Origin of the sequence: Chimaeribacter coloradensis (genome assembly GCF_002858715.1) — a bacterium.
GTDB lineage: Bacteria > Pseudomonadota > Gammaproteobacteria > Enterobacterales > Enterobacteriaceae > Chimaeribacter > Chimaeribacter coloradensis.
In genome coordinates this window covers 50,841-76,449 of record NZ_PJZH01000018.1, presented here as the reverse complement: position 1 = coordinate 76,449, position 25,609 = coordinate 50,841, and the positions used below count along the sequence as shown (strand labels likewise).

Genomic DNA, 25,609 nt, shown 5'->3' with positions numbered 1-25,609 from the left:
CGGTGGTGAACAGCACCAGCGACTCGCCGCGGGCGCTGTCGGTGCGCGACGAGGCGGCGTGCTGCCCCTCCGGCGACGCGCGCAGCGCCAGCTGTTCCACGCTCTCCAGGGAGACCATCTCCCCGGCGAGTTTGGCGAAGCGCTTCACCCGGCCAAGGATGGTGCAGAAGCCCTGATCGTCCAGCGTCACGATGTCGCCGGTGTCATACCAGCCCGGCTCGGTGTCGCCCGCGCGGTTCTCCGCCGCCGGTGTCTCAAGACGGCCAGGGTTCTCCACCCGCAGGTAGCCTTTCATGATGTTCGGCCCCCGCAGTTGCAGCCGCCCGCCCTGTGCAATGCCCGCGACCGGCATCAGCCGCGCCTGCATCCCCGGCAGGATGCGCCCGACGGTGCCCGGCCTGGCGGCCATCGGCACGTTGATCGCCACCACCGGCGCGCACTCCGTCACGCCGTAGCCCTCCAGGATGCGGATGCCGTACTTCTCCTGCCAGATCTGCTGGGTGGCGGCGGAGAGCTTCTCCGCGCCCGCCACCACATAGCGCACGCGGGCGAAGTCATAGGGGTGGGCGAAGCGTGCATAGTTGCCGAGGAAGGTCGAGGTGCCGAACAGCACCGTGCAGTTGCGGTCATACACCAGCTCCGGCACCACGCGGTAGTGCAGCGGGCTGGGGTAGAGGAAGACCCGGCTGCCGGTGATCAGCGGCGTCAGCAGCCCCACTGTCAGGCCGAAGGCGTGGAACAGCGGCAGCGCCGACATAAAGCGGTCACGCGGGGTGAAGTCCGCCACGGTGCGGATCTGCTCCACGTTCGCCAGCAGGCTGGCGTGGCTGTGCACCACCCCTTTCGGGTTGCCCTCTGAGCCGGAGGTAAAGAGGATCACTGCGGCATCGTCCGGCTTTTGCGGCACCATCGCCCGGTGCGGGAACAGCAGGTGGGCGAGGATCCAGAGCTTGTCCTCCCGCGTCACGGTCTCTTTCAGGTCTTCCAGGTAGACCCAGTTGGCCTCAGTGACCTGCTCCGGCAGCGCAGTGAGCTTGCCCTTCTCCAGGAACTGGCGCGAGGTGACGATGGTACGGATCTCCGCCGCTTTCATCGCGCTGCGCAGGCCTTTGACCCCGGCGGTGTAGTTAAGCAGCGCCGGTACGCGGGCGCGCAGGGTCGCCCCCAGCACCGCCGCCGCCATCACGGTGGCGTTGGGCAGCAGCAGCCCGACATGCTCACGCTCCTGCGTGAAGCGTTGCAGGATGCGGCTCACCCCCAGGGATTTCTTCAGCAGGCCGTGGTAGCTGTCCTCCTGGAAATTGATGTCCTCAATCACCGGCTTGAAGCGGCCGTAGCGGGTCTGCGCCGCCAGCAGCGCCTCAAACAGCGTCTGCGGCTCACGCGTTGCCATGCGCGCGTTCATCATGATGTCATGCAGTTGCCGCCCGGCCAGCGCGCGCCGTTCACGGGCGCGCGGCGCGTCCGGCATTACCACCTGGGTCGGCGGCAGCACGCGGATGGTCACTTTCGGGAACAGGCGGATTTTAAAATCACCGCGCAACCGGCCGAACGGCGTGAACTCCGCGCCGTCAATGCGCACCGGCAGCACCGTGGCCCCGGAACGCGCGGCGATAAAGGCCGCGCCGTCGTAGGTTTTCATCAGCGAGCCGGTCACGGTGATGCGCCCCTCGGGGAAGATCACAATCGGCCGCCCCGCCTGCACCTCGCGCACCAGCCGCTTGATCGCCATCGGGTTGGTCGGGTCGAGCGGCACAAAATCGACGTAGGGTTTGATAAGCCGCATATACCAGCGGCCGGTGATGCGGCCATAGACCGCGAACACCGGCTTCACCGGCAGGAACAGCGCCAGCAGCGCGCCGTCGAGGAAGGAAACATGGTTCGGCGTAATCAGTAATTTGTCATGCCGGAACTGCGCCGGGTCAGCCTCCGCCGAGACGCGAAACAGGATTCTGAATAATCCCCTGAGCAATGCATACACAGCCCATCTCCTTATGAGGAAAAGGGGGCCGCAACATGCCGCCCCGAACAGCCGTCAGAATAGCTTACCCACCGGCAACTGACGACCGGCCAACCGTAAAGTATCGTTTAAGTCTGGCAGCAGGCGGGGCGGGAAACGCAGGCAAAAAAAAACCTACGCATCCGCGTAGGTTGGTGCAATTGAATAGGCTTTCAACATACAGAGTATGTTGATTTCTCACCAATCAATACCTCTGGGATGACCTACTCTAGAGATCACCCCCTTAAGAAACCACCGTTGAATCGAAAGAGTTCTGCTCTAAATGCAACCAACTGTAAAATCCCGTCCGTTGATGTAATCAACCGCGTAAAAGTGCATAAATCGTCCGGGTGCGTGCCTTTTTCCGTCAACTTTCAGCGGCTTCTGCCGCGCTGACCTCGACCAGGCAGCTCATGGCATTCGGCCCCTGAGTGAGTGAAGAGGTACCGATATCCAGCGTCAATACGTTCGGGTTACCCGCCTGCTCCGTCTCGGCCCGCTGCGGGCCGAAGCCGGGGTCAAACCAGGCCCCGGTGGCCATCACCACCACGCCGGGGGCGAGGCCGCTGTTCAGCCGCAGCCCGGCGAGGCAGGCACCGCGCGCGTTATGCACCCGCACCACGCTGCCCTCACGCAGGCCGCGCGCGGCGGCGTCATCCGGGCGCATCTGGATCGTCTCTTTCCCGGCGGTTTTATTGCCCTGCGCCAGCGGGGCCTGATCGAGCTGGCTGTGCAGGCGGTCGCTGGGCTGCACGGTGATCAGGTGCAGCGGCCAGCGCGCGGCGGCCTCATCCCCCAGCCACTCCACCGGCGGCTGCCATTGCGGGTGCGGGGCCATGTCGGCGTGGCCGAAGCCGGCCAGCGTCTCGCTGTAAAGCTCAATTTTGCCGCTGGGCGTCTTCAGCGGGTGGCGCTGCGGGTCTTCCCGGAAGCGCGCAAAGAAGACGTAAGGGGTCTCCGGCTTCGGCAGTTCGACATGCCCCTGTTGCCAGAAGGCCTCAAAGTCCGGCCATGCCACGCCGGTGCCCGCCTGCGCCTCACCGCACTGCTGGTAGAGATGGCGCAGCCACGTCTGCTCGTCGCGCCCTTCGGTGAAGGCGTCGCGGTAGCCGAGCCGCTCGGCCAGCTCGCTGAAAATATCGATGTCGTTGCGTGCCTGATGCAAGGGGGCGATCGCCTGGTGCATGGCGAACACGTAGCGGTCACGCGAGGAACCGCCGATGTCGTTGCGCTCCAGCGTCGAGGTCACCGGCAGGACGATGTCCGCCAGTTTCGCCGCCGGTGTCCACCAGATGTCCTGCACGATGATGGTTTCCGGCTTCTCCCAGCCCTGGAGCAGCCGGTTAAGCTGCTGGTGGTGGTGGAACGGGTTGCCGCCCGCCCAGTGCACCAGGTTGATGTCGGGGTAGTGGTGGGTTTCGCCCTGGAAGCTGTAGGGCGCGCCGGGGTTGAGCAGCATGTCCGCGATGCGCGCCACCGGGATCGCCAGCCCTGCCGGGTTCGGCCCCACCGCCATCGACGGCCCCGGCGTCTCATGGCGCGGGTTGCCGACGCTGTTCATCGAGCCGTGGCCGAAGGAGAAACCGCCGCCCGGCAGCCCGACCTGCCCAAGCATGGCGCTGAGGGCGATCATCATCCAGTAAGGTTGCTCGCCGCGGTGGGCGCGCTGGACGGCGTAAGCGCAGGTGAGGAAGCTGCGCACGCCGGTAAGCTGTTGCGCCAGCTGGCGGATGCGCGCCGCCGGGATGCCGGTGATCGCCGCCGCCCACGCCGGGGTTTTCGCCACGCCGTCGCTCTGGCCGGTCAGGTAATCGCGCAGTTGCGGCCAGCCGGTGCAGTGCGTCGCCATAAAGGCGTCGTCCACCGCGCCCCGTTGGTCAATCTCATACCCCAGCGCCAGCATCAGCGCCACGTCGGTATTGGGGCGGATCGGGATCCACTCCGCGTTTAAAAACGCCGGGCAGTCGTCGCGCGTGGGGCTGATGTTGATCACCGGCATCCCCTGCGCGGCCAGCTTCTCCAGCCAGGGTTTCAGCGTATGCTCCCCTGCCCCGCCGGAGGCGACCTGCGCATTTTTCAGCGCCAGCCCGCCAAAGGCCACCAAAAGTTCCGTGTGCTCTGCCACACTCTCCCAGGAGGTGACGCGCCCGGTCAGCGGGCTGAAGGTGCCGATCACATGCGGCAGGAAGAACTGCGCCGCGCCCCAGCTATAGTTACCGGCCTGATCGACCGCGCCGCCGCCGCTGAAATAGAAACGGCGCACCAGCGAACGCGCATGGTGCAGGCGCCCGGCCGAAGACCAGCCGTAGGAGCCGGCGAACAGCCCGGCAGGGCCGTCCCGGTCACGCACCCGCTGGTTCTCCGCCGCCACCAGCGCCAGCGCCTCGTCCCAGCTGACTTCGACAAATTCCTCGCGCCCGCGCAGGCTGCGGTCACTGTTTTCACGCCGTTGCAGCCAGGAGCGGCGCACCGCCGGTTTCCGGATGCGCGTCTCTGAATAGACCGCCGGGGCGATGGCATTAAGCATCGGGGAGGGGTTGCTGTCCGCGGCAAACGGCTCGCAGCCGGTCAGTACGCCATCCTCGACGACGGCGGTGTAGGCGCCCCAGTGCGCCAGGTGCGGGAATCGTTGTATCGGCATGGTTCTCTTTCGCAGGCTTTCAAAGCAGGCCGCCACGCTACCACCAACCGCGCGCCTTGCCAAATCTGCCCTGCAACGCGCGCGGGCTTCTACACTTTAAGGGTGACCGCTTTCCTCCCGTGAACGGGAAAGGAGCCGTAATGGCCGATCCGTGCTGGTTCCCCCTGCTCAGCCTGCCGCCCTACCCGGCTGAGCGTTTTGCGCCGCTGGCTGACCGGCTGGCCGCGCTGCTGATGACGCACAACGATCTGCTGCTGATCCAGGGCGAGGCGATGCTGGCGCTGGAGTCGGTGGCCGTGGGGTTGTCTCGCCCCGGTATGCATATCCTGAATGTGGTGACCAGCCCGTACGGGCTTTACTTCAGCCAGTGGCTGCGGCGCGGCGGCGCGCAGGTGCATGACGCCAAAGCATCCTCCGGTTACCCGATCACACTGGACGCATTCGACCAGGCGCTGGCCGCGATGCCGGCGCTGGATGCGGTGGTGCTGGCGCACGGCGAGGCGGCCAGCGGCATCGTTAACCCGCTGGGGGAGATTGCCGCCCGCGTCCGGCAGCGCGGCGCGCTGCTGGTGGTGGATGCGGTGGCCTCGGTAGGCGGCCATACGCTGGATGTAGACGGGCTGGGGATCGACGTCGCGGTGATCGACCCGCAAAAGGCGCTGGGCGGCCCGGCGGGCGTCTCGGCCATCAGCGTCAGCGCCCGTGCCTGGCCGCGGCTGGTGACGCCCGCCGGGTATGCGCAATCCTGCCTGTCGCTGGCCGAACTGAAGCGCCAGTGGCTGGATCGCGGCCGCGGCGCGCTGCCGGGCACCCCGTCTGCGCCCGACTTCTGGGCGCTGGAGTCGGCGCTGGACCGGCTGGAGCAGGAGGGGCACATCCACCTGATTAACCGCCACCTCAAGGCGGCGCAGGCTACCCGCGCCGGGCTGCGGGCGCTGGGGGTGGTGCCGTGGATCTCCGATGACGCCTGCGCCTCCTCACTGGTGACGGCCGCCCCGGTACCGGAAAAGGTGGATGCTGACGCGCTGCTGGCGGATGCGCTGTCGCTGGGGGCGGCGCTGTCGCCCGGCGTCGGGCCGATCGCCCGGCAACTGGTGCGCCTGCACCACACCGGCGCTCAGGCCGCTTTTCCCGCCGTGCTGGCGAATGTGGTGGCGTATGGCGCGGCCCTGGCGCGCAACGGCCACCCGGCCGACGTGGCCGCTGCCGCTGCGGTGATTACCCACCACTACCTGCCGCTGCCCGGCCCGCCGGGTGATGCGCATGCCGAACCCACGCTGTAACCGCTGCCATTGGGCAGTGCAACAAACTTTCGGATGAAAGCACGGTTATGGCCATAAAAATTGCGGTTTCTTTCAGTTGCAGCGCCGGGATGGGATCTGGCTCCCTTGCAGCTTGCGTACTTTTCCGCAAAACTGAGGTGTAAGCGATTACCCCGCTGTCCGGTGGGGAGATCACGCGTCGTCATCAGGTGCCGCAGGCGGTGCCTCACTTGTTAGATGGAATCACTATGGCCACGATTAAGGATGTTGCCAGGCTGGCGGGCGTTTCCGTTGCCACGGTATCTCGCGTTATCAACCACTCCCCGAAGGCCAGCGAGAATTCGCGCCTCAGCGTGCTGAGCGCCATGGAGCAGTTGCAGTACCACCCGAATGCCAATGCGCGCGCGCTGGCGCAGCAGTCCAGCGAGACGCTGGGGCTGGTGGTGGGGGATGTGTCCGACCCGTTTTTCGGCGCGATGGTGAAAGCGGTGGAGCAGGTTGCCTATAACACCGGTAATTTTCTGCTGATCGGCAACGGTTACCACAATGCGGAGAAGGAGCGGCAGGCGATTGAGCAGCTGATCCGCCACCGCTGCGGCGCGCTGGTGGTGCATGCCAAAAAGTTACCGGATGAGGAGCTGGCCGGGCTGATGGCGCAGATACCGGGGATGGTGCTGATCAACCGCATTCTACCGGGGTATGAGGCGCGCTGTGTGGCGCTGGATGACCACTACGGTGCCTGGCTGGCGACCCGTTACCTGATTCAGGCCGGGCATCAGCGGATTGCGGTGATCTGTTCCAACCACCAGATTTCTGACGCCAACGACCGGTTGCAGGGCTACCTGGATGCGCTGAAGGAGCACAATATCCCGGTGGATGACCGGCTGATCGCCTATGGTGAGCCGGATGAGGTGGGCGGCGAGCGGGCGATGATTGATCTGCTCGGCCACGGCAAGACGTTCACCGCCGTGACCTGCTACAACGACCCGATGGCCGCCGGCGCGCTGTCGGTGCTGAGTGACAACAGCATTGAGGTGCCGCAGCAGATGTCGCTGATCGGGTTTGACGATGTGCTGATTTCCCGTTACCTGCGCCCGCGCCTGACCACGGTGCGCTACCCGGTGGTAACCATGGCCAACCAGGCCGCCGAACTGGCGCTGGCACTGGCCAACAACCAGCCGCTGCCGGAGACCACCCACATGTTCAGCCCGACGCTGGTGCGCCGCCACTCGGTGATGGCCCCGCCGGCCACTGCCCGCCTCACCACCCAGGCGCCGGCCGACGAAAACTCCTGACCTTCAGCGGCGGGCGCACAGCCCGCCGCTTACTCTGTTTACCCCGAACTGCCCTCTGATAAACACCATTGCCGAATGGAGCCGCAGGGCCAGATAACCCCATTGAACATCCAAACTTCGCCCCTACTTTTTCCTTACATACCTAAAGATTTGCAGAAGTGGTGGGGGCGTAAAAATCATTGCCGAATGGAGCCGCAGGGCCGGGCGAGCGGGCAGGACGCCCGCGAGAGGTACAGCCACGCTGGGAGCGTGTCTGTACCGGCCCGATCAGCCCGGAGGCGAAATGAGGGTCACCCGCGGGAGCGGGCAATGATTCAGCCGGGGCACCGAAGGCGCGCGGGTGCAGGGCCGGCGCGCCGGCAGGCCCTGCTCGGTTGAGGCGCAGGGGGCCGGGCAGACAACGACACATAAACAACCGAAACATGCCACCCAACCAGCATCTAAAACAACCGAAACATGCCACCTACCAGCATCTAAAACACCCGAACCCCCCCCCAACCAACACACAAACACCCGAAACACCCCACCAATAACTAAAACGTAAGCCCCCGCTTATAAACCCATACCCTCTCATCCGGGTACTCCACCCCCTCCCCCAGCATCTCCCAGCCATGCCGCTCGTAGTACCCGGTGAACGTCGCATAGAGGTAAAGCGCCTCACACCCCGCCTGCCGGGCCATCTCCACCCCGTGCGCCTGCAACTGCTGCCCGATGCCGCAGCCGCGGTACGCCTCATCCACATAGAGCGCCGCCAGCCAGGGCGTCAGATCCTGGCGGCTGAGCAGGTCGCTGCGCCACAGGCCGACGGTGCCCACCAGCCGGTCGCCGTCGCGGGCGATAAAGGTGATGGGTAAGCCGCTTTTTTTCAGGCTGCTGACCACAATGCTGTCGAAAAAGGCGCGGCTCTGCGCATTGCCGAACGCCCGGCAGAGCCAGTCGGTAACCTGCGGGTGGTGTTCCGGAAAATCGGCCAGAAAGCCGAGGCTGATCGTGCGTGGCGAAACGGCGGTCACACCAGTTTCCCCTGGAAAATCGGCACCGACTCAAACAGGTAGCCGTCAAACTCCGGCGCGTCGACGTCCGACAGCTCCATCAGGGTGCTTTTAACATTCTCCATGTGCTGCCACATCGCCTGGTACGATCCCATCACGTCGCGGCGGCGCAGCGCCGCCAGGATGTTCTGGTGGTCTGCCAGCCACTTCAGCCGGTAGCCGCGGGTGGCGATATGGCTGTGGAGCTGCTGCCAGAGCGGGCTGTTTTCGCGCCGCTGCCAGATGCTTTTTACCGTCTCCAGCAGCATCTGGTTTTGCGTCGCCCCGGCAATCAGCAGGTGGAACAGCTTGTCGTTGTCGCCGCTGGTGTCGTTGGCGACAATCGCCCGCTGCTCCTGCTCCAGCGTGCGGCGCAGGTTTTCGATGTCCGATTTGGTGGCCATGGTGGCGGCAAAGGCGGCGATGTTGCTCTCCAGCAGTTGCCGCGCCTGAAGCACCTCAAACGGGCCGATCTCATTCAGCAGATCCTCATCCTGCTCATCCTCTGACGGAATGCGGATCACATAGACGCCGGAGCCCTGGCGGATGTCCACCGTGCCCTCCAGCTCCAGCATCAGCAGCGCCTCGCGCACGATGGTGCGGCTGACGCCATACTGCTCCGCCATATTGCGTTCCGGCGGCAGCCGTGACCCGACGGGATAGTGGCCCTGCTGGATCTGCGCCCGCAGATCCTGGCCAATCTCCTGATACTGTTTCTTTTCCTGCGGAATTACGCCTTTTTCCACGGTTTCACCCTGAAGCACCTTGCCAATGATTGACCTGCCGCCCCGCCTGCCGGAAGGGCGGACGGGGTCGGGGCGGCTAGTCTATCAAACCCAGCGCCTGATCGAGCACTTTTGCCCCGTTCAGGGTGCCGTAGGCGACGGAGTCAATCACGCCAATCGGCACCTGGTGTTCGTCAGTGATCTTCTTGTTGGCCGCCAGCTTGAAGCGCACCTGCGGCCCCAGCAGCACCGCCACCACGTCATTGCCGTAGTTTTGCAGCTCGTCGCGCAGGTTCTGCTCCGGGATGGCGTAGATGCGGAACGCCAGCCCGCGCGCCTCGGCCTCTTTCTCCATTTTGGTCACCACCAGCGAGGTGGACATGCCTGCCGAGCAGGCGAGTACGATACGTTTCAGGTTGGCTTCACTCATTTTTCATCATCATCCAGGGTCAGTGTCAGGGTGCGGGATTCGCTCAGGGCAGCGAACCAGTGGGAAGATTTTTTGCGGCGGCGTGCGCGCTGGTTATCCAGGTCAATCTCAATCAGCCCGTAACGGTTTTTGAAGGCGTTCATCGGCGAGACGTTGTCGGTAAACGCCCAGAGCATGTAGCCCAGGCAGTTCGCCCCCTCCTCACGCGCTTTCAGCGCCCAGTAGAGATGCTCGCCAATAAACCGGATGCGGTAGTCGTCCTGGATTTCGCCGTCCGCGCCGCGGTGCTGCGCCTCGTTTTCCACGCCCATGCCGTTCTCGGCGATAAACCACGGGATGTTGCGGTAATCCTGCTTTATCCGCTGCGCCATGTCGTAGATGATTTTCGGGTAGATCTCCCAGCCGCGTGACGGGTTCATGCGGCGGCCCGGCAGCTCGAAATGCTCGTAATAGCAGGCCGGGTGGAACGGCGTCTCCGGGTGCCACGCCCGGCTGGGCGCTTTCACCCGGTGCGGGTAGTAGAGGTTGATGCCGACCTCATCCACCGTGTTGTCGCGGATAATCGCCAGCTCGGCCGCGTCATGCTCGAACATCACCTCATGGCGGCGCAGCAGCGCCAGCAGCTCCGCCGGGTAGGCCCCGAGGATCAGCGGGTCGAGGAAGACGCGGTTGTAGAACAGGTCATACAGCTCCGCGGCGCGCTGGTCGTGGGCCGCCTGGGAACGCGGGTAGGTCACCTCCGGGTTGAGGATCACACCGATCGTCCCGGCCTGGCCGCGGCGGCGGAACAGCGCCACCACTTTGGCCGTCGCCAGCACTTTGTGGTGGTTCCACTGCATCCATTTGGCGCTGTTCTGCTCATAGGGCCAGCGCAGCGCGTCGAGGTAGACGCGGGTCTGCACCACCACCGGCTCATTAAAGGTGAACCAGCGCGTGACGCGATGGCCGAAGCGCTCAAACGCCTTTTCGGCGTAGCGTACAAACAGCTCCACCACATGTTTGCTGCCCCAGCCGCCATACTTCTCCAGCAGCGCCGCGGGCAGCTCGTAGTGCTCCAGGCAGAGCATCGGCACAATGCCCGCCGCCTCCATCTCATCCAGCCAGCGGTCGAGATAGGCGGCGTACTCCTCGTCCACCGTCGCGGTTTCGTAATCGGTCAGAAAGCGCGACCAGTTGATCGAGGTGCGGTAGTGGCTGAGGCCGCTGGCCTTCATCAGCGCCACGTCTTCCGGGTAGCGGTTGATGAAGTCCGTGGCGATGGCCGGGCCATAGCCGTTATGCCAGACGTGGCGGTCGTTTTTGTACCAGGCATCGAGGTAGGAGTCCTGCCCCGGCTTTTTGCCGCTCCAGCCCTCGGTCTGCCAGGCGGACGCCGCCGCGCCGAGGATGAATCCTTCAGGAAGTGCCAGTGAAACCTTGCTCATGCTTACCTCACGGGTTGGGTACCAAGTTCATTACCGGTTTCGGCCGCCAGCTGGGCCGCATCCGCCCGGCGCGAGGCCACTTTGACAAACGGCAGGTAGATCATCACCGACACGCCGATGCAGACCAGCTGGGTCACCACCGCGCCCATCGACCCGGCCGTGGAGAGCCAGGCGTTGATCACCGGCGGCGTGGTCCAGGGCACCATCACCACGGCGCGCCCGGCGAAGCCGAGGCTGGTGGCGAAGTAGCCGATGGTGCCGGTGACCAGCGGGGTGATGATGAACGGGATCGCCAGGATCGGGTTGAGCATGATCGGCATGCCGAAGATCACCGGTTCGTTGATGTTGAAGAAGCTCGGCCCCAGCGACAGCTTGCCGATCTCTTTCATCTCTTTGCGGCGGGACGCCAGGATCACCGCCAGCAGCAGGCCGATGGTGCAGCCGGAGCCGCCGATGCTCATGTAGACGTCCCAGAACGGCATGGTGATGATGTTCGGGATCTCTTTGCCCTGCTCAAACGCCGTCATGTTGACGGTGATCGCCCCGAGCAGCAGCGGTTCACGGATCGGCTTGATCATCTGGTTGCCGTGGATGCCGATCACCCAGAACAGCTGGGCAACAAACATCAGGATCAGGATGCCCGGCAGGCTCTGCATCACCGACTCCAGCGGCTGCTGGATCACCTTGTAGACCGCGTCATAGAGGTAGATGCCGGTGACCCGGTGGAACACAAAGCCGAAGGTGGCGATCAGCACCACAGTGATGATCGCCGGGATCAGCGCCGAGAACGAGGCCGCGACGTTGGGCGGCACGCTCTCCGGCATCTTGATGCGCAGGCCGTTGATCCGCTCCAGGCGGGTGTAGATCTCCACTGACAGGATGGCGATAAACATGCCGAGGAACAGGCTTTTGGTATCGGAGAACTGTTTCGCCAGCACATCTTTCACCACCTGCATCTGGTCATTGACCATCAGCTCCAGCGTGGTGGGCGTTACGGCGATGAAGCAGATAATCGCCAGCAATCCCGGGAACAGCGTGCGGTTGCCGTTGATCTTGCCCAGCTCAATGCCGATCAAAAACACCGCGCCGATGGTGATAAAGCTCAGGGTGGCGTAGTTGATGCTGGTCATGATCGGTTTGAGCACGGCCAGGAAGGAGAAGAGATCGAAGCTTGCCAGGCCGTTTTTCGGGTCCATCACCATGTTGGAGATCAACACCGAGAAGGCACCGACAATAATCACCGGCATCAGGGTGATAAAGGCGGCTTTGATTGCCATGATATAGCGGTAACTGTTGAAGGTATTGGCAAAACTCCCCAGAGAGTCAATCAGCCGGTCCTTATATGACATACGCACCTCGTAACTGTTGGTGGTGCCGGTGCGCTGTGCGCAGGGTCAGCCCGCATGGCCAGAGGTAAACGCGGGCGCCCTGCCCGATCGTATCAGGCAGCACAGTGCATCAGATGGCGAAAAAGTGTCCAACAAAACGCGTGCGGCTTAATCGCGTTTGGTATGCCAAAGTTAACGTAACGAGGTTAAATTTCTGTGATCATTGCCGCACAAGCGGTAATTGGAATTCCAATGCAGGCTAAAACAGCGTTTTGGTATACCAAATCAGATTTTCCGCAACGAAGCGGTAACAGGTGCAGGAAGATCGGCGATGAGAGGGAGGATCGGGGGCGATCCGGGGGCGGGGAAGCGGGTTGCTTACTGCGAAGCCGCGCTCAGGGCGCGGCTTTACAGTGATGAAAGGTAACAGTGGGGCGATGAACGCGGTGCCGGCCCCTGCCCCGCAGGCTCCAGCCATGCGGCCGGGGGGCCGTTTTCCGCCTGAAAATTAAATCAGTTCCAGCGCCAGCAGCTCTTCGATGGTCTGGCGGCGGCGGATCAGCCGCACGTCGTGGCCGTCAAACAGCACTTCCGGCAGCAGCGGGCGGCTGTTGTAGTTAGAGGACATCGACGCGCCGTAGGCCCCGGTGTCATGGAACACCAGGTAGTCACCAATCTGCGCCGCAGGCAGCGCACGGGTTTCCACGCCGCCGCCCGCCTGCTGGGTAAAGACATCTCCCGATTCGCACAGCGGCCCGGCGATGACCGTGTCAGTCAGCGGCTCACCCGCGGTGTCGCGGCCGTCAGCGGGCAGCAGCGAGATATGGTGGTAGCTGCCGTACATCGCCGGGCGCATCAGATCGTTGAAGCCCGCATCCACCAGCACAAAGTGGCGGCTGCCCATGTTTTTAACCGCCCGCACCTGCGCCAGCAACACGCCGGACTCCGCCACCAGGAAACGCCCTGGCTCGATCTCCAGTTTCACCGCATGGCCGAGGTGCGCCGCAATCTGCTGACGCGCCCGGTCCCACAGGCCGAAGTAGTGATCGGTGTCGATGCGCTCGCCGCCGAATTCGTAAGGGATCGACAGCCCGCCGCCGGCGGAGATCGCCTCGATGTCGTGGCCGAGATCAATCACTTGCTGCACCATGGCGTCACACACCTGCTCCAGGTGGCTGTAGTCCACGCCGGAACCGATATGCATATGGATGCCGACCAGCGTCAGCGAATAGCGGCGGATCTGCTCCAGCGCCTGCGGCAGGTCAGCGTACCAGATGCCGTGTTTGCTGTTCTCGCCGCCGGTGTTGGTTTTCTGGCTGTGGCCGTGGCCGAAACCGGGGTTCACGCGCAGCCAGACCGGGTGGCCGGGGTTGCGTTCGCCGAGCTGGGTCAGCATGTCGGTGGAACCGGCATTCACCGGGATCGCCAGCTCCGTGACCCGCGCCAGCGTCGGCTCGTCCAGCAAATCCGCCGTGAAGACGATCTCCCCCTCCGGCCCCGGCTGGTAACCGGCGTGCAGCGCGCGCTCAATTTCCCCGAGGGAGACGGAGTCCACCCGCACGCCCTGCCCGCGCATCAGGCGCAGGATCTGGGTATTGGAGCAGGCTTTCTGCGCGAAACGGATGACGTCAAACCGGCGCAATTCATTGATACGCTTACGGATAACTTCCGCGTCGTAGGCCCATACCGGGCAGCCGAAACGGGCGGGCAGTGCCAGCAGGTTATCCGCATTCAGGGCGGTGGAGCGATCGTTCAGGGCGTAAGGCATCAGCGGGTGTCCGGTCAGTTCATATAAGAAGTATGGCTGCCATGCTACCTGCGCGCCGCCCGGGGGGAAAATATCTGTTTGACCACAGGCTATTCATTTATGATATGGCTTTTCCACCGGAACCCGCCCGATGCCCGCCCTCTCCCTGCGCCAGATTGAAATTTTCCACGCGGTGATGACCACCGGTAACCTCACGGAAGCCGCTGCGCTGCTGCACACCTCGCAACCTACCGTCAGCCGCGAGCTGGCGCGCTTTGAGAAGAGCGTCGGGCTGGCGCTGTTTGACCGGGTGCGCGGGCGGCTGGTGCCTACGGTGCAGGGGCTGCGGCTGTTTGAAGAGGTGCAGCGCTCCTATTATGGGCTGGAGCGCATCAGCGCGGCGGCGGCGGGCATCCGCCAGTTTCAGGAGGCGCAGCTCTCCATCGCCTGCCTGCCCGCCTTCAGCCAGTCGCTGCTGCCTGCGGTCTGCAAACCTTTCACTGACGCCCACCCCGGCGTCAGCCTGAATGTGGTGCCGCAGGAGTCACCGCTGCTGGAGGAGTGGCTCTCCGCCCAGCGCCACGATCTCGGCCTGACGGAAACCACCCTGACGCCTGCCGGTACTGAACGGTTTACCCTGATGACGCACAACGAGGTCTGCGTACTGCCCGCCGGGCACCCGCTGCTGGCGAAACCCATGCTGACACCGCACGATTTTGAGGGCGAAAACTACGTCAGCCTCTCCGGCACTGACAGTTACCGGCAGTTGCTGGACGCCCTGTTCCTGGAGGCGGGGGTCACGCGGCGGATGGTGCTGGAGACGCACAGCGCCGCGTCAGTCTGCGCGATGGTGCGTGAAGGGGTGGGTGTGTCGATGGTGAACCCGCTGACGGCGGTGGATTACGCCGGTCAGGGCGGCGTGGCGGTGAGGCCGTTCAGTGTGGCGGTGCCGTTTACCGTGAGCCTGATCCGCCCGCTGCACCGCCCCTCTTCCGACGTGGTGGATGCCTTTATTACCTGGCTGCACCGGCTGGCGGCGCAGTTCCCGGCCCGGCTGGCGGCCGCCATTGCATACCGCTAGCCGGGCCGGGTTTCCGCTGCATGCAGCGAAAGATGTGGCCTTACGCTGCCGCTTTGCGCGCCGCGCGGCGGAAGGTGAAGAGGCAGAGCGCAAAGCCCAGCAGTGCCAGTGCGCCTGCTGCCACCGGCACCACCGTCAGCCCCAGCCCACCGGCAATCACCACGCCGCCGACCCAGGCCCCCAGCGCATTGCCGACGTTGAACGCGGCGATGTTGAGCGTCGAGACCAGGTTCGGCGCATTCTTGCCGTAGGCCACCACGTTAATCTGCAACGCCGGTACCGCCGCGAAAGCTGCCGCTGACCAGAGGAACAGCGTCACTTCCGCCGCCACCAGATGGTGGCTGGTGACGCTGAACAGCACCGAGAACAGCGCGATCAGCAGGAATGTCAGCGTCAGGCTCACGGAGAGTTTCCAGTCTGCCAGGCGGCCGCCCAGCACATTCCCCACCGTCAGCCCCAGCCCCATCAGCAGCAGCGTCCAGCTCACGCCGTGCGGCGACACGCCGGTGATCTCCGTCAGTACCGGCGCGATGTAGGTGAACAGCGCAAACATCGCCGCCGCGAAGCAGACGGTCATCAGCAGCGACAGCCAGATGCCCAGCCCGCGCAGGGCGCTCAGCTCTTTGCGCAGGTTGGTCGGGTGCTCCTCTTTCACTGCCGGCAGTTTGGTGTAGAGCGCCAGCAGCGAGACAAAGCCAATCACCACCACCGCCCAGAAGGTCGAGCGCCAGCCCAGCGCCTGACCGAGCGCGGTGCCCAGCGGCACGCCCAGCACGTTCGCCAGCGTCAGGCCGGTGAACATCAGCGCCACCGCAGAGGCGCGCCGGTTCGGTGCCACCAGGTTGGCCGCCACCACCGAGCCGATGCCGAAGAACGCCCCGTGGCACAGGGCGGTGATAATGCGCGCCAGCATCAGGAAGTTATAGCTGTAGGCCAGGGCGCACATCAGGTTGCCGACGATGAAAATGACCATCAGCAGCAGCAGCGTCATTTTGCGCGGCAATTTCGCGGTGAGGATCGCCATGATCGGCGCGCCAATCGCCACGCCCAGCGCATACCCGCTGATAAGCCACCCCGCCAGCGGAATGCTGACCTGTAAATCCCCCGCGACCTGCGGCAGCAGGCCCATAATGACAAACTCAGTGGTTCCGATGGCGAAGGCACTCATCGCCAGCGCCAGAAGTGAAACAGGCATACACGCTCCCCGTGTGATCACGGCCGCCGCCCGGCGGCCCGGTTATTGCAAAAAAGGATAATTATCGCAGCACGGCCCGGCCCACGGAAAATACCGTGTGCCGGTCCGGAATAAGGTGAATCCCGGGCGTGAAACCGCCCGATGCAAAGGGATAGCCCTTTAATTTGTCACTGTTTTCTCTCTTGCCACCCGATAGAGATACCACACATCCCCGCCGCAAGACCAGCCGGCAGGCCGCGGAGCGCACAGTCGTCTAACACCCCCCTCAGGGCGTGACCCGCCAATAGAGACCCTGGGCGCGGACGTTATGGCCGAAGCCGCAGTCGCCGTTGGTGGTGAGCGCCACGTCCTGATCGCTGAACGCCATGCTGACGTCACAGGCGCTGCCGAACTCCGGGTCAGCGGGCTGATGGTAGACTGCGTGCTGGTCGCGGATCGCCGTGACGGTGGAGAATTCACCGATGTTCGGCCCGTAGTAGAGCGCCATCGCTCCCATGTAGAGGCCGCTGTAGGTGATCGCGTAGCGGTCTCCCTGCGGCTTCACCACCAGCGTGTTCCAGGCACCGTACCCGGCGTACTGCCAGTATTCCCCTGCCGGGCTGCGCGGCGGCGGCAGGGCGTCGAGCTGCGGCTGCATCAGGCTGAGGTTATAGCGGGATTTCTCCTCCTCCGGGGCGAGCAGCAGCCAGGCGCGCGCCTTAAGCCACATGCCCTGGCGCAGGTAGGTCAACGCGATGTTATTGTACGCGGTAACGGTGGCGCTCTCCGGCTGGCGGCAGAACTCGCTCCAGGCCACCTGGTCACGGAAAATCTCCCGCGCGTTGGCGTAGTCGCCGCGCTGGTAGGCTGACTGCCCCTCTGCCGCATACTGCCCTACCTTGCGGCAGTCGGCGTCGATATCCGGCTCATCAATTTTTGCGGCGGCATTCAGCGCCGTCAGCAGGCCGGTGAGCAGCACGGCACCGGCCGCCACGCCTCTGGGCAAACCCTTCATTGCGTCATCCTCTGTTGTGTTGCACTCCCTGACAGCGGCCGGGGGAACGAAAAACATCCTTACAAGTCTATAATTGCCAGTTGGATCACAGACACCCATTCTGGCCCTGATTGGGCCATGATCAGATACTTACTCTTTATTTTGCTGGAAGCTGGATTCGTTATGACAAAAAACCCGGGAACACACAGCCAATGGCGCGAAATCTGGCGCCTGATTAAACCTTACTGGCACTCCGAAGAGAAGTGGCGTGCCTGGACGATGCTCGGCACCATTGTGGCGTTGTCGCTGGCCACGGTCTATATCAATGTGCTGCTGAACGAATGGAACCGCGTCTTTTACGATGCGCTGCAAAACAAAAATTACCCGGTATTTAAGGCGCAACTGCTGCACTTCACCTGGCTGGCGCTGGCGTTTATCGTGATCTCGATTTACAAGGTCTACCTGACCCAGGGGTTGCAGATGTACTGGCGGCGCTGGATGACCAAGCAGTACATGGGCAAGTGGCTGAAGCACCACGCCTACTACCACACCGAGCAGCAACAGACGGTGGATAACCCCGACCAGCGTATCGCCGAAGACCTCAATGTGCTGACCAACGGCACCCTGTCGCTGACGCTGGGGCTGCTGTCGAGCGTGGTGACGCTGGTGTCGTTTGTCTCGATCCTGTGGGCGGTCAGCGGCCCGCTGACCTTTATGATCTCCTCCCAGACTTTCACCATCCCCGGCTATATGGTCTGGTTCGCCCTGCTTTATGCGGTGCTCGGCTCGCTGCTGGTGGGCTGGATCGGCAAGCCGCTGGTGCGCCTCGGCTTCAATCAGGAGCGCTTTGAGGCGAACTTCCGTTTCGGGTTGATCCGCATCCGCGAAAACAGTGACGCCATCGCCCTTTACCAGGGTGAACAGCGCGAACGTGAGCAACTTGAGGGCCGTTTTGAGTCGATCCGCAGCAACTGGTGGTCGATCATGCGCGTCACCAAAACGCTGAATATCGCCTCGACCTTCTATGCCCAGTTCGCGATTATCTTCCCGTTCCTGGTGGCCGCCCCGCGTTACTTCTCCGGCGCGATCCAGCTTGGGATGCTGATGCAGATCTCCTCCGCCTTCGGCCAGGTACAGGGGGCGCTCTCCTGGTTTATTGACGCCTTCAACGACCTGGCGACCTGGAAAGCCTGCGTCAACCGTCTGGCCGGGTTCAACCGGGCGGTGGATGAGATTGAGGCGCGGCCGAACGGCATTCAGCACGCCGACTCCCCCGACCATGCGCTGGTGCTGGACAAGCTGCAACTGACCCTGCCGGATGGCGAGCCGCTGTTTGCCCCGGCCAGCGTGGCGCTGAAACCCGGCGAGCGGGTGCTGATTGCCGGGCCGTCCGGCTGCGGCAAGTCCACCCTGCTGCGCGCCGTGGCGGGCATCTGGCCCTACGGCAGCGGGCAGATCGCCGCCAACCGCCAACAGACCACGCTGTTCCTGCCGCAGCGCAGCTATATCCCGATCGGCTCACTGCGTGAGGCGCTGAGCTACCCGGATGAGCCGTCACGCCACCCGGACAGCGAACTGCTGTCGGTGCTGGAGCTGTGCCGCCTGAAGCACCTGCAACCGATGCTCGACATGGTGGGCAACTGGGGCCACCGCCTCTCGCCGGGCGAGCAGCAGCGGCTCGGCTTTGCCCGCGTGTTGCTGATCAAGCCTGACATCCTGTTCCTGGACGAAGCCACCAGCGCGCTGGATGACGAAACCGAGCAGCAGATGTACACGCTGATGGTGGATTACCTGCCGAAGATGACGCTGGTGAGCGTGGCGCACCGCAACAGCGTGGCGAAATACCACCAGCACTGCTGGCGCTTCTCGAATGACCGGGAGCAGCGCGCGATTGTGCTGACCCCCGCAGCGCTGCCGGTGGTCTCCTGACCTGAGGCAGTAAACAGAAACGGCGGCCACTGGCCGCCGTTTTACATAGATCCCGCTCAAGGGCTGCTTATGCCGTTGTGCCCAGCGCCACCTTCACCTGGTTGGCAATCCTCTCCACCTGCGGGCCATAGATCACATGCACATCGTGCTCGGTAACCCGCTTCACGCCGTGCGCACCGGTGGTTTTCAGTTTGTCATCCAGCACCTGCGCCATGTCATTGACCTTCACCCGCAGGCGGGTAAAGCAGCAGTCCACCTGGAGGATGTTGGCCACGCCGCCCAGCCCGTCGATGATCACCTGCGACTGGTCACCGGCGGCAGGTTTGGTGCCCACGGCCGCCGTGGTGCCGGTAGCGGGCTGCGGCGAGTTGGTGACTTCCCCCAGCTCCCCTTCACTTTCGCGCCCCGGGGTTTCTACCCGCATTTTCAGGATCACCCAGCGGAAGGTGAAGTAGTAAAGCGGCGCATAGATCGCCCCAAGGATCAGCGCATCCCACCAGTGGGTGCGCGCGCCGCCCAGCACGCCGAAGATCAGGAAATCGATCGCCCCGCCCTGCACATTGCCGATCATCACATTCATGATCTGCATCAGCATAAACGACAGGCCGGTCAGCAGCGCATGCACAATGTAGAGCACCGGCGACACGAAGATAAAGCAGAACTCCAGCGGCTCGGTGATGCCGGTGGTAAACGAGGCCAGCGCCCCGGCCAGCATCAGCGCCTTGACCCGCTCCTTATGCTGCGGCCGGGCGGTGTGGTACATCGCCAGCGCGGCGGCGGGCAGGCCGAACATCATCACCGGGATCTTGCCCTGCGCCAGGAAGCGCGTCGCCTCGCGCGTCACCTCATCGGGGATGGAACCGGGCGTCGAGAGCGCGGCGTTGAAGATGTTCAGTGCGCCGACGATGCTCTGGCCGTCCACGGTGGTCATGCCGCCAATCGGCGTGAAGCGCACGGTTTCATTGATGATGTGGTGCAGCCCGGTCGGTATCAGCAGCCGTTCCGAGGCGGCATAGATAAAGGTGCCGATTTCCCCGGTTTTGCCGATAAGCTCACCCACCCACAAAATGCCCAGCGCCACGGCCGGCCAGATCAGCGCCATCACCACCCCGACCAGCGGCAGCACCAGCACGGTGATGATCGGCACAAAGCGCCGGCCGCCGAAGAAGGCGATCGCCGTCGGTAGGGTGATGGTATAGAAGCGGTTATGCAGCAGCATCACGATAAGCCCGGTCAGCACCCCGCCCAGCACGCTCATGTTGTAGGTAAAGATGCCGAGCGTGTTGGTGAATTCGGCGGCGTACATCATCGCCTCGGTCTGCTCCATGCCCTGCCCGGTGAGGTGCGCCACCGTGGTGGTGGCCGCAGTAATGCCCTGCGCCTTCAGGCAGAAATTCACCCCGACATGCAGCGCGATAAAGCCAATCGCCGCCGAGAAGGCCGCCGTGGCTTTCTCCGCATTCGCCAGCCCCATTGCCGTCGCCACCGCAAAGAACAGCGGCAGGTTGGCAAACAGCGCCCCGGAAACCGCCCGGATAAAGCCGATAATCAACTGCGGGTAGCGCATATCGTTGAACGCATCCCCGGTGATGGCCGGGTTCTGCAAGGCCGCCGCCAGCCCGAGGAAGATCCCGGCTGCGGCGATCACCGAGATAGGCGTCATCAGCGCCTTACCCAGATCATGGATTTTGCTGCTGAGTTTGATCATGTGCCGAACTCCTTGAGGCAAGGTGAAAATTCGTACTTTGAGTAAAGTCACGAACCCCGGCGTTGTATAGACGCTATCCCCCAGAGTATGAGTTTGGTCACATTTTCACCGTTTCGTCAGGCCAATGATTTTCCCTGCACAATTATGCGTTTTCGCGCCCCGGCGAATGGTGATGGCCGGATTTACCCGATCATCACCGCCTGCCGTTGCCTCAGCCTTCCCAGCGTTTGAAGATCACGCTGGCGTTGACGCCGCCAAAGCCGAACCCGTTGGAGAGCGCGTACGCCATCGCCATCGGCCGCGCCTCCCGGCCCACCAGATCCACCCCTGCTGCTTCCGGGTCGGGCTGCTCGAGGTTGCGGGTCGGCGGCGCAATCTGGTCACGCAATGCCATCACCGTGAAGATCGCCTCAATGCCGCCCGCCGCGCCCAGCAGGTGCCCGGTAGAGGATTTGGTCGAGGTGACGGCGATGCGGTTTTCACTGCCGAACAATGCCTTGATTGCCGCCAGCTCGCCGCGGTCGCCCACCGGGGTGGAGGTGGCGTGGGCGTTCAGGTGCTGCACCTGGTGCGGTTCAATGCCCGCCTGGCGCAGCGCGATGCTCATCGCCCGCCGTGCGCCGCTGCCGTCTTCCGGCCCGGCGGTCAGGTGGTAGGCGTCGGCGCTGGTGCCGTAGCCCACCACTTCCGCCAGCGGCGTGGCCCCGCGTGCCAGCGCATGTTCCAGCGTCTCTACCACCAGCATCCCCGCGCCCTCGCCCATTACAAAACCGTCACGGGCGGTGTCGAACGGGCGCGATGCCTGTTCCGGCGTGTCGTTGAAACCGGTAGAGAGCGCCCGCGCCGCGGCAAACCCGCCGAGGCTGACGCGGTCAATCGCCGCTTCGCTGCCGCCGCAGATCACTACATCGGCTTCATTGTTGCGCAGCAGGCGCGCCGCATCGCCAATCGCCTGCACGCTGGCGGCACAGGCAGCCACCGGCGTCCCCATCGGGCCTTTAAAACCAAACGCCATCGAGACATGGCCCGCTGCCATATTGGCGAGGAACGAGGGGATGGTGAACGGCGACAAACGGCGCGGCCCACGGTTTTCAGTGGTGGTCACGGCGTTGGCAATCGCCGGGAAGCCGCCGATGCCGGAGGCGATCACCGTGGCGGTGCGTTCGCGCTCTTCCTCCGTCTCCGGCTGCCAGCCCGCCTGCGCCAGCGCCTCTTTGGCTGCCCCCAGCGCGAAAGTGATGAAGCGGTCCATCTTTTTCTGCTCTTTGACCGGCACAGCCTGATCGACGTCAAACCCCGCTTCCGGGTCTTCGGCGATCGTCGGCACCACGCCGCCGATTTTTACCGGCAGGTCGGCCACCACCGGCTCCGCCAACAGCCGGATGCCGGATGCGCCCGCCAGCAGGCGCTGCCAGACCGGCCCGACGCCACAGCCCAGCGGGGAGACGATCCCCATGCCGGTCACGACAATGCGTTGCAAACTCATGGTGTGTTCTCCTTGTTGGCTGATTCAGCCTGATGTTCGGCAGCGGCGCGCGCGAGGCGGGCCACCATTTTCTCGTCGGCGGCCGGGCCGGCCACCAGGTGATGGGTGCTGAGGCTGACGGGTGTCTGGTGAACCGGGTCAAACAGCACCGGCTCGACCACCGTGCCGGTGCTGCGCGCTGCCAGCGCGATGCTGGCCCCCTCCGGCGAGAAGTGGGCGTTGCCCCACTGCAACAGCGTGAACAGCACCGGCTCCAGCCCGCGCCCGGCGGGCGTCAGCCGGTATTCATAACGCAGCGGCCGGGTACTGTAGGGCGTTTTTTCCAGCAGCCCGTTCTCCACCAGCGTCGCCAGGCGGCGGCTGAGGATATTTGGCGCAATCGCCAGGCTTTGCTGGAACTCATCAAAGCGGCTGAGGCCGTGGAAGGCGTCACGGATAATCAGCAGGCTCCACCACTCCCCGACCCGTGCCAGGCTGCGCGCAATCGGGCAGCGCTCATCGCCTAAATTTTTGCGTTTCATCATTACCTCACTTGCATAATGCAAGCCACTCTACCGGAGTCACTTTTATTATGCAATCCACTCATTGGACGCACGGTTTATGCCCTGGCGAGGCTGAGTCATGGAAAAACAGAAGGCACGTGGCGGGAACGGCGGGACGCGGAGAGCAGGAAGCGGGAGGCACCGGCCGGCGCCTCCCGATTAAGGCGGTTGATCAACCACCGCGCGGATCAGGGCACCGGCACCACAGAGATAATCTTGACCTCTTTGCCGTTGGCCTGCTGCTTCGCCTTCTCCAGCACTTCCGGGCTTTTGTCGGTGAGTTCCTGCTCACTCACAATCACCAGCTCTTCGGCGCTGGCATGGCTGCCGTCCTGACGTTCAAAGACCACTTTATAACTGGCGCTCATCTCTGCTCCTTTGGTTAACTTGTTTATGGGCGGCGGCCGTTTACCGCCGCGTATCCCACACATCGCCCAATAAGCCGATGGTGTGGTCATCGCACCCCTGCGCACGCAGCGGGGCGCGCACATCCTGTTCCAGATCCGGCACATAGCCCACCAGCACCTCGCCGGGGCCGTGGAACGTCACCTGCCCCAGCGCCGCCGGCAGCAGCAGGCTTTCCGCCCGGCCCAGCGGATAACGCACGCCGTCAGCTTCCAGTTCGCACGGCTCGCCGATGTTGGCGATGAGCCGCACACTGCTGAACCGGTAGTCATACTGCGCGCTGAGCTGCCAGCGCTCCAGCGCGAAATAAGGCCCGGCACAGCACAGGATGCGGCGGCAGGCGGGCGTCTCTTCCCGCAGCAGCCCCGGGTGCGGCAACGAGACCAGCTCCGGGCGCAGCTCATCAAGCAGCGCGTCGATGTTTTTCTCCTGCGTGGCCCGGGCGATGGGCGATCCATCCTCCATCTGCCACGGCATGGCGTGCTGCTGGATGTTGGAAGTCTGCTCGATCTCATAGATCAGCGTGTCCGGCCCGAATGAGTGCAGCATGCCGCCCGGCACGTAGAAGGTGTCCCCGGCGCGTACCGGGTAGCGGTACATGACGGCATCGTAGTTACCGTCCAGCAGCGCACTGCGCAGGGCGGCGCGATCCACCCCCGGCTTGATGCCCAGCAGGCAGGTCGCGCCCTCGGCGGCCCAGAGGATATGCCACGCCTCGGTTTTGCCGTTGGGCTGGCACTCCAGCCGCGCCGCTGCCTCGTCATTGGCATGGAGATGCACCGGCAACATGCCGTGGCCGTCAATAAACTTGGTCAGCAGCGGAAAATGGGGGCCGCGCCAGCCCGGCGCGACCAGGTGATCGGGATAGCGTTTGGTAAGCTCGCGCAGGCTCATGCCTGCCAGCTCCCCGTTTTTCACGGTGGCGATCATGCCGTCTACGTCGCTGACCTCCCAGGTTTCAGCGACCCGGCCTTCCGGCAGCCCTGCCTTGCCCAGTCTTTCCCTGATGTTATGCCCGCCAAACGCATGTGTGGCGAGCGGCAGGGTCAGCGATAAAGGATAAGCCTTCATGCGTCCTCCTGCGGGCATCAGATGATGGGCTGACCACCCGTGACGGCGATGTTGGCACCGGAGATGTAGCTCGCTTCGTCGCTGGCCAGCATGACATACGGCGCAGCCAGTTCAGCCGGCTGGCCGACACGTTTGATCGGCATGGCGCTGCCCAGCTCTTTGACCTGTTCGGCGGGCATGGTGGCCGGGATCAGCGGCGTCCAGATCGGGCCGGGCGCGACAGTGTTGGAGCGGATGCCCTTCTCAGCCAGTAACTGTGCCAGGCTGCCGGACATATTGAGGATGGCGGACTTGGTCGCGGAGTAGGCCACCAGCATCGGTTTCGGCTGGTCAGCGTTGATAGAGGTGGTGCTGATGATTGAGCTGCCTTGCGGCATGTGCGGCACGGCGGCTTTCACGATACGGAACATCGCATAGATGTTGGTTTTCATCGTGCGGTCGAACTCTTCTTCGCTGATCTCATCCAGCGACTGGCGCACCATCTGGAAGGCGGCGTTATTGACGATGATGTCGATGCGGCCGAACTCCTCCACGGCTTTGTCGACCACGGCGCGGCAATGTTCAGCCTCGGTCAGGTCACCCGGCACCAGCACCGCTTTCTGCCCGGCCTCTTCCACCAGCCGCGCGGTATCTTTGGCATCTTCATGCTCATTCAGGTAGGAGATCAGCACATCGGCCCCTTCGCGGGCATAGGCAATGGCGACCGCCCGGCCGATGCCGGAATCGCCGCCGGTGATAATGGCTTTTTTGCCCGTCAGCCGGCCGGAGCCTTTGTAGCTGGTTTCACCGTGATCCGGCGTCGGTTTCATATCAAAAATGGTGCCCGGTACGGATTGCTGCTGTTCAGGTTGCGGGGGAGTTGGACGGTTTGTCATGACTCTGTCTCCTGTTAGCTGATGGCGAAGATCGCCTGAGAATGGGGCCAGGCTGTGGCCTGACGCTAAAAATTCGATGTACCTCACAGGGTTATGCAAAACGTTATGCTGTTTTCAGTATAGTCCATTGACGGAGATTGCAAGTTTGGGGGCGGGGAAGAGAAGGAAGAGGTGCCGGTAACAGGTGAAAAAGAAAGGATGTCCGGCAGGCGTGCAAACGCCATGAATAGAAGCATGGTGGTGCGATAAACGTACCAGGTAATAGGGGATAACAAGAAAATACAATGTGGGAAATGGGGATTAAAATCAGCTTTTAAGCTTTGCTAGAACTGGGTTTGCTGGAGGTCAGAGGGTGTTGCTGGAGGTGTTTTTGGAGCGGGTGAAGGGAATCGAACCCTCGTATGCAGCTTGGGAAGCTGCCGTTCTACCATTGAACTACACCCGCGTCGGTGTGCGTTGGGC

Annotated in this window: 20 protein-coding genes and 1 tRNA gene; 4 read left to right on the top strand and 17 right to left on the bottom strand. The window is 63.6% G+C overall.

The window, feature by feature from the left end; translation table 11 throughout:
- Both aas and CYR32_RS15465 read right to left on the bottom strand, forming a co-directional pair.
- Window positions 1-1,981 (bottom strand): bifunctional acyl-ACP--phospholipid O-acyltransferase/long-chain-fatty-acid--ACP ligase (gene aas / locus CYR32_RS15470; RefSeq protein WP_101826002.1); only part of this gene is annotated, 1,981 nt, incomplete at its 3' end.
- A 385-nt stretch (window positions 1,982-2,366) separates the two neighbouring features.
- Entirely contained in the window at window positions 2,367-4,640 is a 2,274-nt protein-coding gene (locus tag CYR32_RS15465; RefSeq protein ID WP_101826000.1) for a molybdopterin guanine dinucleotide-containing S/N-oxide reductase, read from the bottom strand.
- Between the two features lie 140 nt (window positions 4,641-4,780).
- Between CYR32_RS15465 and CYR32_RS15460 the strand changes: the two genes are divergently transcribed.
- Together CYR32_RS15460 and galR are read left to right on the top strand one after the other, a co-directional pair.
- Entirely contained in the window at window positions 4,781-5,923 is a 1,143-nt protein-coding gene (locus CYR32_RS15460; RefSeq protein WP_101825998.1) for a pyridoxal-phosphate-dependent aminotransferase family protein, read from the top strand.
- Window positions 5,924-6,150: 227 nt separating this feature from the next.
- Window positions 6,151-7,197 carry an HTH-type transcriptional regulator GalR gene (galR, locus tag CYR32_RS15455; RefSeq protein WP_101825996.1) on the top strand — a complete coding sequence of 349 codons (1,047 nt, stop codon included), beginning with the start codon at window positions 6,151-6,153 and terminating at the stop codon, window positions 7,195-7,197.
- Window positions 7,198-7,730: 533 nt separating this feature from the next.
- Here galR and CYR32_RS15450 read toward each other — a convergent pair.
- The 6 genes from CYR32_RS15450 to lysA form a co-directional block, all read right to left on the bottom strand.
- Window positions 7,731-8,210, bottom strand: a complete 480-nt coding sequence (locus tag CYR32_RS15450) for a GNAT family N-acetyltransferase (RefSeq protein ID WP_101825994.1) — start codon at window positions 8,208-8,210, stop codon at window positions 7,731-7,733.
- Window positions 8,207-8,974: an FCD domain-containing protein gene (locus CYR32_RS15445; RefSeq protein ID WP_101826008.1), complete on the bottom strand. Its 768-nt coding sequence runs from the start codon at window positions 8,972-8,974 to the stop codon at window positions 8,207-8,209. Before CYR32_RS15445 ends, CYR32_RS15450 begins: the two co-directional genes overlap by 4 nt.
- Window positions 8,975-9,050: 76 nt before the next feature.
- Entirely contained in the window at window positions 9,051-9,368 is a 318-nt protein-coding gene (locus CYR32_RS15440) for a PTS sugar transporter subunit IIB (protein WP_072932789.1), read from the bottom strand.
- A gap of 11 nt (window positions 9,369-9,379) precedes the next feature.
- Complete coding sequence (locus CYR32_RS15435; protein ID WP_101825992.1) at window positions 9,380-10,807, bottom strand: glycoside hydrolase family 1 protein; 1,428 nt, start codon at window positions 10,805-10,807, stop codon at window positions 9,380-9,382.
- 2 nt (window positions 10,808-10,809) lie between these two features.
- The gene (locus CYR32_RS15430) at window positions 10,810-12,156 is read right to left on the bottom strand and encodes a PTS sugar transporter subunit IIC (protein ID WP_101825990.1); all 1,347 of its coding nucleotides are present in this window, start codon (window positions 12,154-12,156) and stop codon (window positions 10,810-10,812) included.
- Between the two features lie 487 nt (window positions 12,157-12,643).
- Window positions 12,644-13,903, bottom strand: a complete 1,260-nt coding sequence (lysA, locus tag CYR32_RS15425; protein ID WP_101825988.1) for a diaminopimelate decarboxylase — start codon at window positions 13,901-13,903, stop codon at window positions 12,644-12,646.
- A 130-nt stretch (window positions 13,904-14,033) separates the two neighbouring features.
- Here lysA and CYR32_RS15420 point away from each other — a divergent pair, with 130 nt between their 5' ends.
- On the top strand, window positions 14,034-14,963 hold the full coding sequence (locus CYR32_RS15420; RefSeq protein ID WP_101825986.1) for a LysR family transcriptional regulator: 930 nt from the start codon (window positions 14,034-14,036) through the stop codon (window positions 14,961-14,963).
- A 40-nt stretch (window positions 14,964-15,003) separates the two neighbouring features.
- Here the strand turns inward: CYR32_RS15420 and CYR32_RS15415 are convergent, their stop codons facing one another.
- Window positions 15,004-16,158, bottom strand: coding sequence for an MFS transporter (locus tag CYR32_RS15415; RefSeq protein ID WP_101825984.1), 1,155 nt, complete (start codon window positions 16,156-16,158; stop codon window positions 15,004-15,006).
- Window positions 16,159-16,423: 265 nt separating this feature from the next.
- A complete protein-coding gene (locus tag CYR32_RS15410; protein ID WP_101825982.1) occupies window positions 16,424-17,152 on the bottom strand; it encodes a tetratricopeptide repeat protein in 729 nt (242 codons plus the stop codon).
- A gap of 162 nt (window positions 17,153-17,314) precedes the next feature.
- Here CYR32_RS15410 and CYR32_RS15405 point away from each other — a divergent pair, with 162 nt between their 5' ends.
- A complete protein-coding gene (locus CYR32_RS15405) occupies window positions 17,315-19,060 on the top strand; it encodes an ABC transporter ATP-binding protein/permease (protein WP_101825980.1) in 1,746 nt (581 codons plus the stop codon).
- A 67-nt stretch (window positions 19,061-19,127) separates the two neighbouring features.
- On the opposite strand, the gene CYR32_RS15400 is transcribed toward CYR32_RS15405, so the two are convergent.
- The 7 genes from CYR32_RS15400 to CYR32_RS15370 form a co-directional block, all read right to left on the bottom strand.
- Window positions 19,128-20,768 carry a PTS transporter subunit EIIC gene (locus CYR32_RS15400; RefSeq protein ID WP_101825978.1) on the bottom strand — a complete coding sequence of 547 codons (1,641 nt, stop codon included), beginning with the start codon at window positions 20,766-20,768 and terminating at the stop codon, window positions 19,128-19,130.
- Window positions 20,769-20,979: 211 nt separating this feature from the next.
- Window positions 20,980-22,254 carry a beta-ketoacyl-ACP synthase II gene (gene fabF, locus CYR32_RS15395; RefSeq protein ID WP_101825976.1) on the bottom strand — a complete coding sequence of 425 codons (1,275 nt, stop codon included), beginning with the start codon at window positions 22,252-22,254 and terminating at the stop codon, window positions 20,980-20,982.
- Entirely contained in the window at window positions 22,251-22,778 is a 528-nt protein-coding gene (locus tag CYR32_RS15390) for a winged helix-turn-helix transcriptional regulator (RefSeq protein ID WP_420912845.1), read from the bottom strand. Before CYR32_RS15390 ends, fabF begins: the two co-directional genes overlap by 4 nt.
- Before the next feature lie 206 nt (window positions 22,779-22,984).
- Window positions 22,985-23,164 (bottom strand): hypothetical protein, encoded by a 180-nt coding sequence (locus CYR32_RS15385; protein WP_101825972.1) that lies wholly within the window; start codon window positions 23,162-23,164, stop codon window positions 22,985-22,987.
- A gap of 40 nt (window positions 23,165-23,204) precedes the next feature.
- Complete coding sequence (locus CYR32_RS15380) at window positions 23,205-24,272, bottom strand: class I mannose-6-phosphate isomerase (RefSeq protein WP_101825970.1); 1,068 nt, start codon at window positions 24,270-24,272, stop codon at window positions 23,205-23,207.
- Between the two features lie 17 nt (window positions 24,273-24,289).
- Window positions 24,290-25,147, bottom strand: a complete 858-nt coding sequence (locus CYR32_RS15375; protein WP_101825967.1) for a glucose 1-dehydrogenase — start codon at window positions 25,145-25,147, stop codon at window positions 24,290-24,292.
- Window positions 25,148-25,518: 371 nt separating this feature from the next.
- Window positions 25,519-25,592: transfer RNA gene (locus CYR32_RS15370), tRNA-Gly, on the bottom strand.
- Between the last annotated feature and the right edge of the window lie 17 nt (window positions 25,593-25,609).

Excerpts from the sequence above, each read along its gene's own strand:
- CYR32_RS15465 (WP_101826000.1), bottom strand. The coding sequence starts at position 4,640 with ATGCCGATACAACGATTCCCGCACCTGGCGCACTGGGGCGCCTACACC.
- CYR32_RS15460 (WP_101825998.1), top strand. The coding sequence starts at position 4,781 with ATGGCCGATCCGTGCTGGTTCCCCCTGCTCAGCCTGCCGCCCTACCCG.
- galR (WP_101825996.1), top strand. The coding sequence starts at position 6,151 with ATGGCCACGATTAAGGATGTTGCCAGGCTGGCGGGCGTTTCCGTTGCC.
- CYR32_RS15435 (WP_101825992.1), bottom strand. The coding sequence starts at position 10,807 with ATGAGCAAGGTTTCACTGGCACTTCCTGAAGGATTCATCCTCGGCGCG.
- CYR32_RS15430 (WP_101825990.1), bottom strand. The coding sequence starts at position 12,156 with ATGTCATATAAGGACCGGCTGATTGACTCTCTGGGGAGTTTTGCCAAT.
- lysA (WP_101825988.1), bottom strand. The coding sequence starts at position 13,903 with ATGCCTTACGCCCTGAACGATCGCTCCACCGCCCTGAATGCGGATAAC.
- CYR32_RS15420 (WP_101825986.1), top strand. The coding sequence starts at position 14,034 with ATGCCCGCCCTCTCCCTGCGCCAGATTGAAATTTTCCACGCGGTGATG.
- CYR32_RS15415 (WP_101825984.1), bottom strand. The coding sequence starts at position 16,158 with ATGCCTGTTTCACTTCTGGCGCTGGCGATGAGTGCCTTCGCCATCGGA.
- CYR32_RS15410 (WP_101825982.1), bottom strand. The coding sequence starts at position 17,152 with ATGAAGGGTTTGCCCAGAGGCGTGGCGGCCGGTGCCGTGCTGCTCACC.
- CYR32_RS15405 (WP_101825980.1), top strand. The coding sequence starts at position 17,315 with ATGACAAAAAACCCGGGAACACACAGCCAATGGCGCGAAATCTGGCGC.
- CYR32_RS15400 (WP_101825978.1), bottom strand. The coding sequence starts at position 20,768 with ATGATCAAACTCAGCAGCAAAATCCATGATCTGGGTAAGGCGCTGATG.
- fabF (WP_101825976.1), bottom strand. The coding sequence starts at position 22,254 with ATGAGTTTGCAACGCATTGTCGTGACCGGCATGGGGATCGTCTCCCCG.
- CYR32_RS15390 (WP_420912845.1), bottom strand. The coding sequence starts at position 22,778 with ATGATGAAACGCAAAAATTTAGGCGATGAGCGCTGCCCGATTGCGCGC.
- CYR32_RS15385 (WP_101825972.1), bottom strand. The coding sequence starts at position 23,164 with ATGAGCGCCAGTTATAAAGTGGTCTTTGAACGTCAGGACGGCAGCCAT.
- CYR32_RS15380 (WP_101825970.1), bottom strand. The coding sequence starts at position 24,272 with ATGAAGGCTTATCCTTTATCGCTGACCCTGCCGCTCGCCACACATGCG.
- CYR32_RS15375 (WP_101825967.1), bottom strand. The coding sequence starts at position 25,147 with ATGACAAACCGTCCAACTCCCCCGCAACCTGAACAGCAGCAATCCGTA.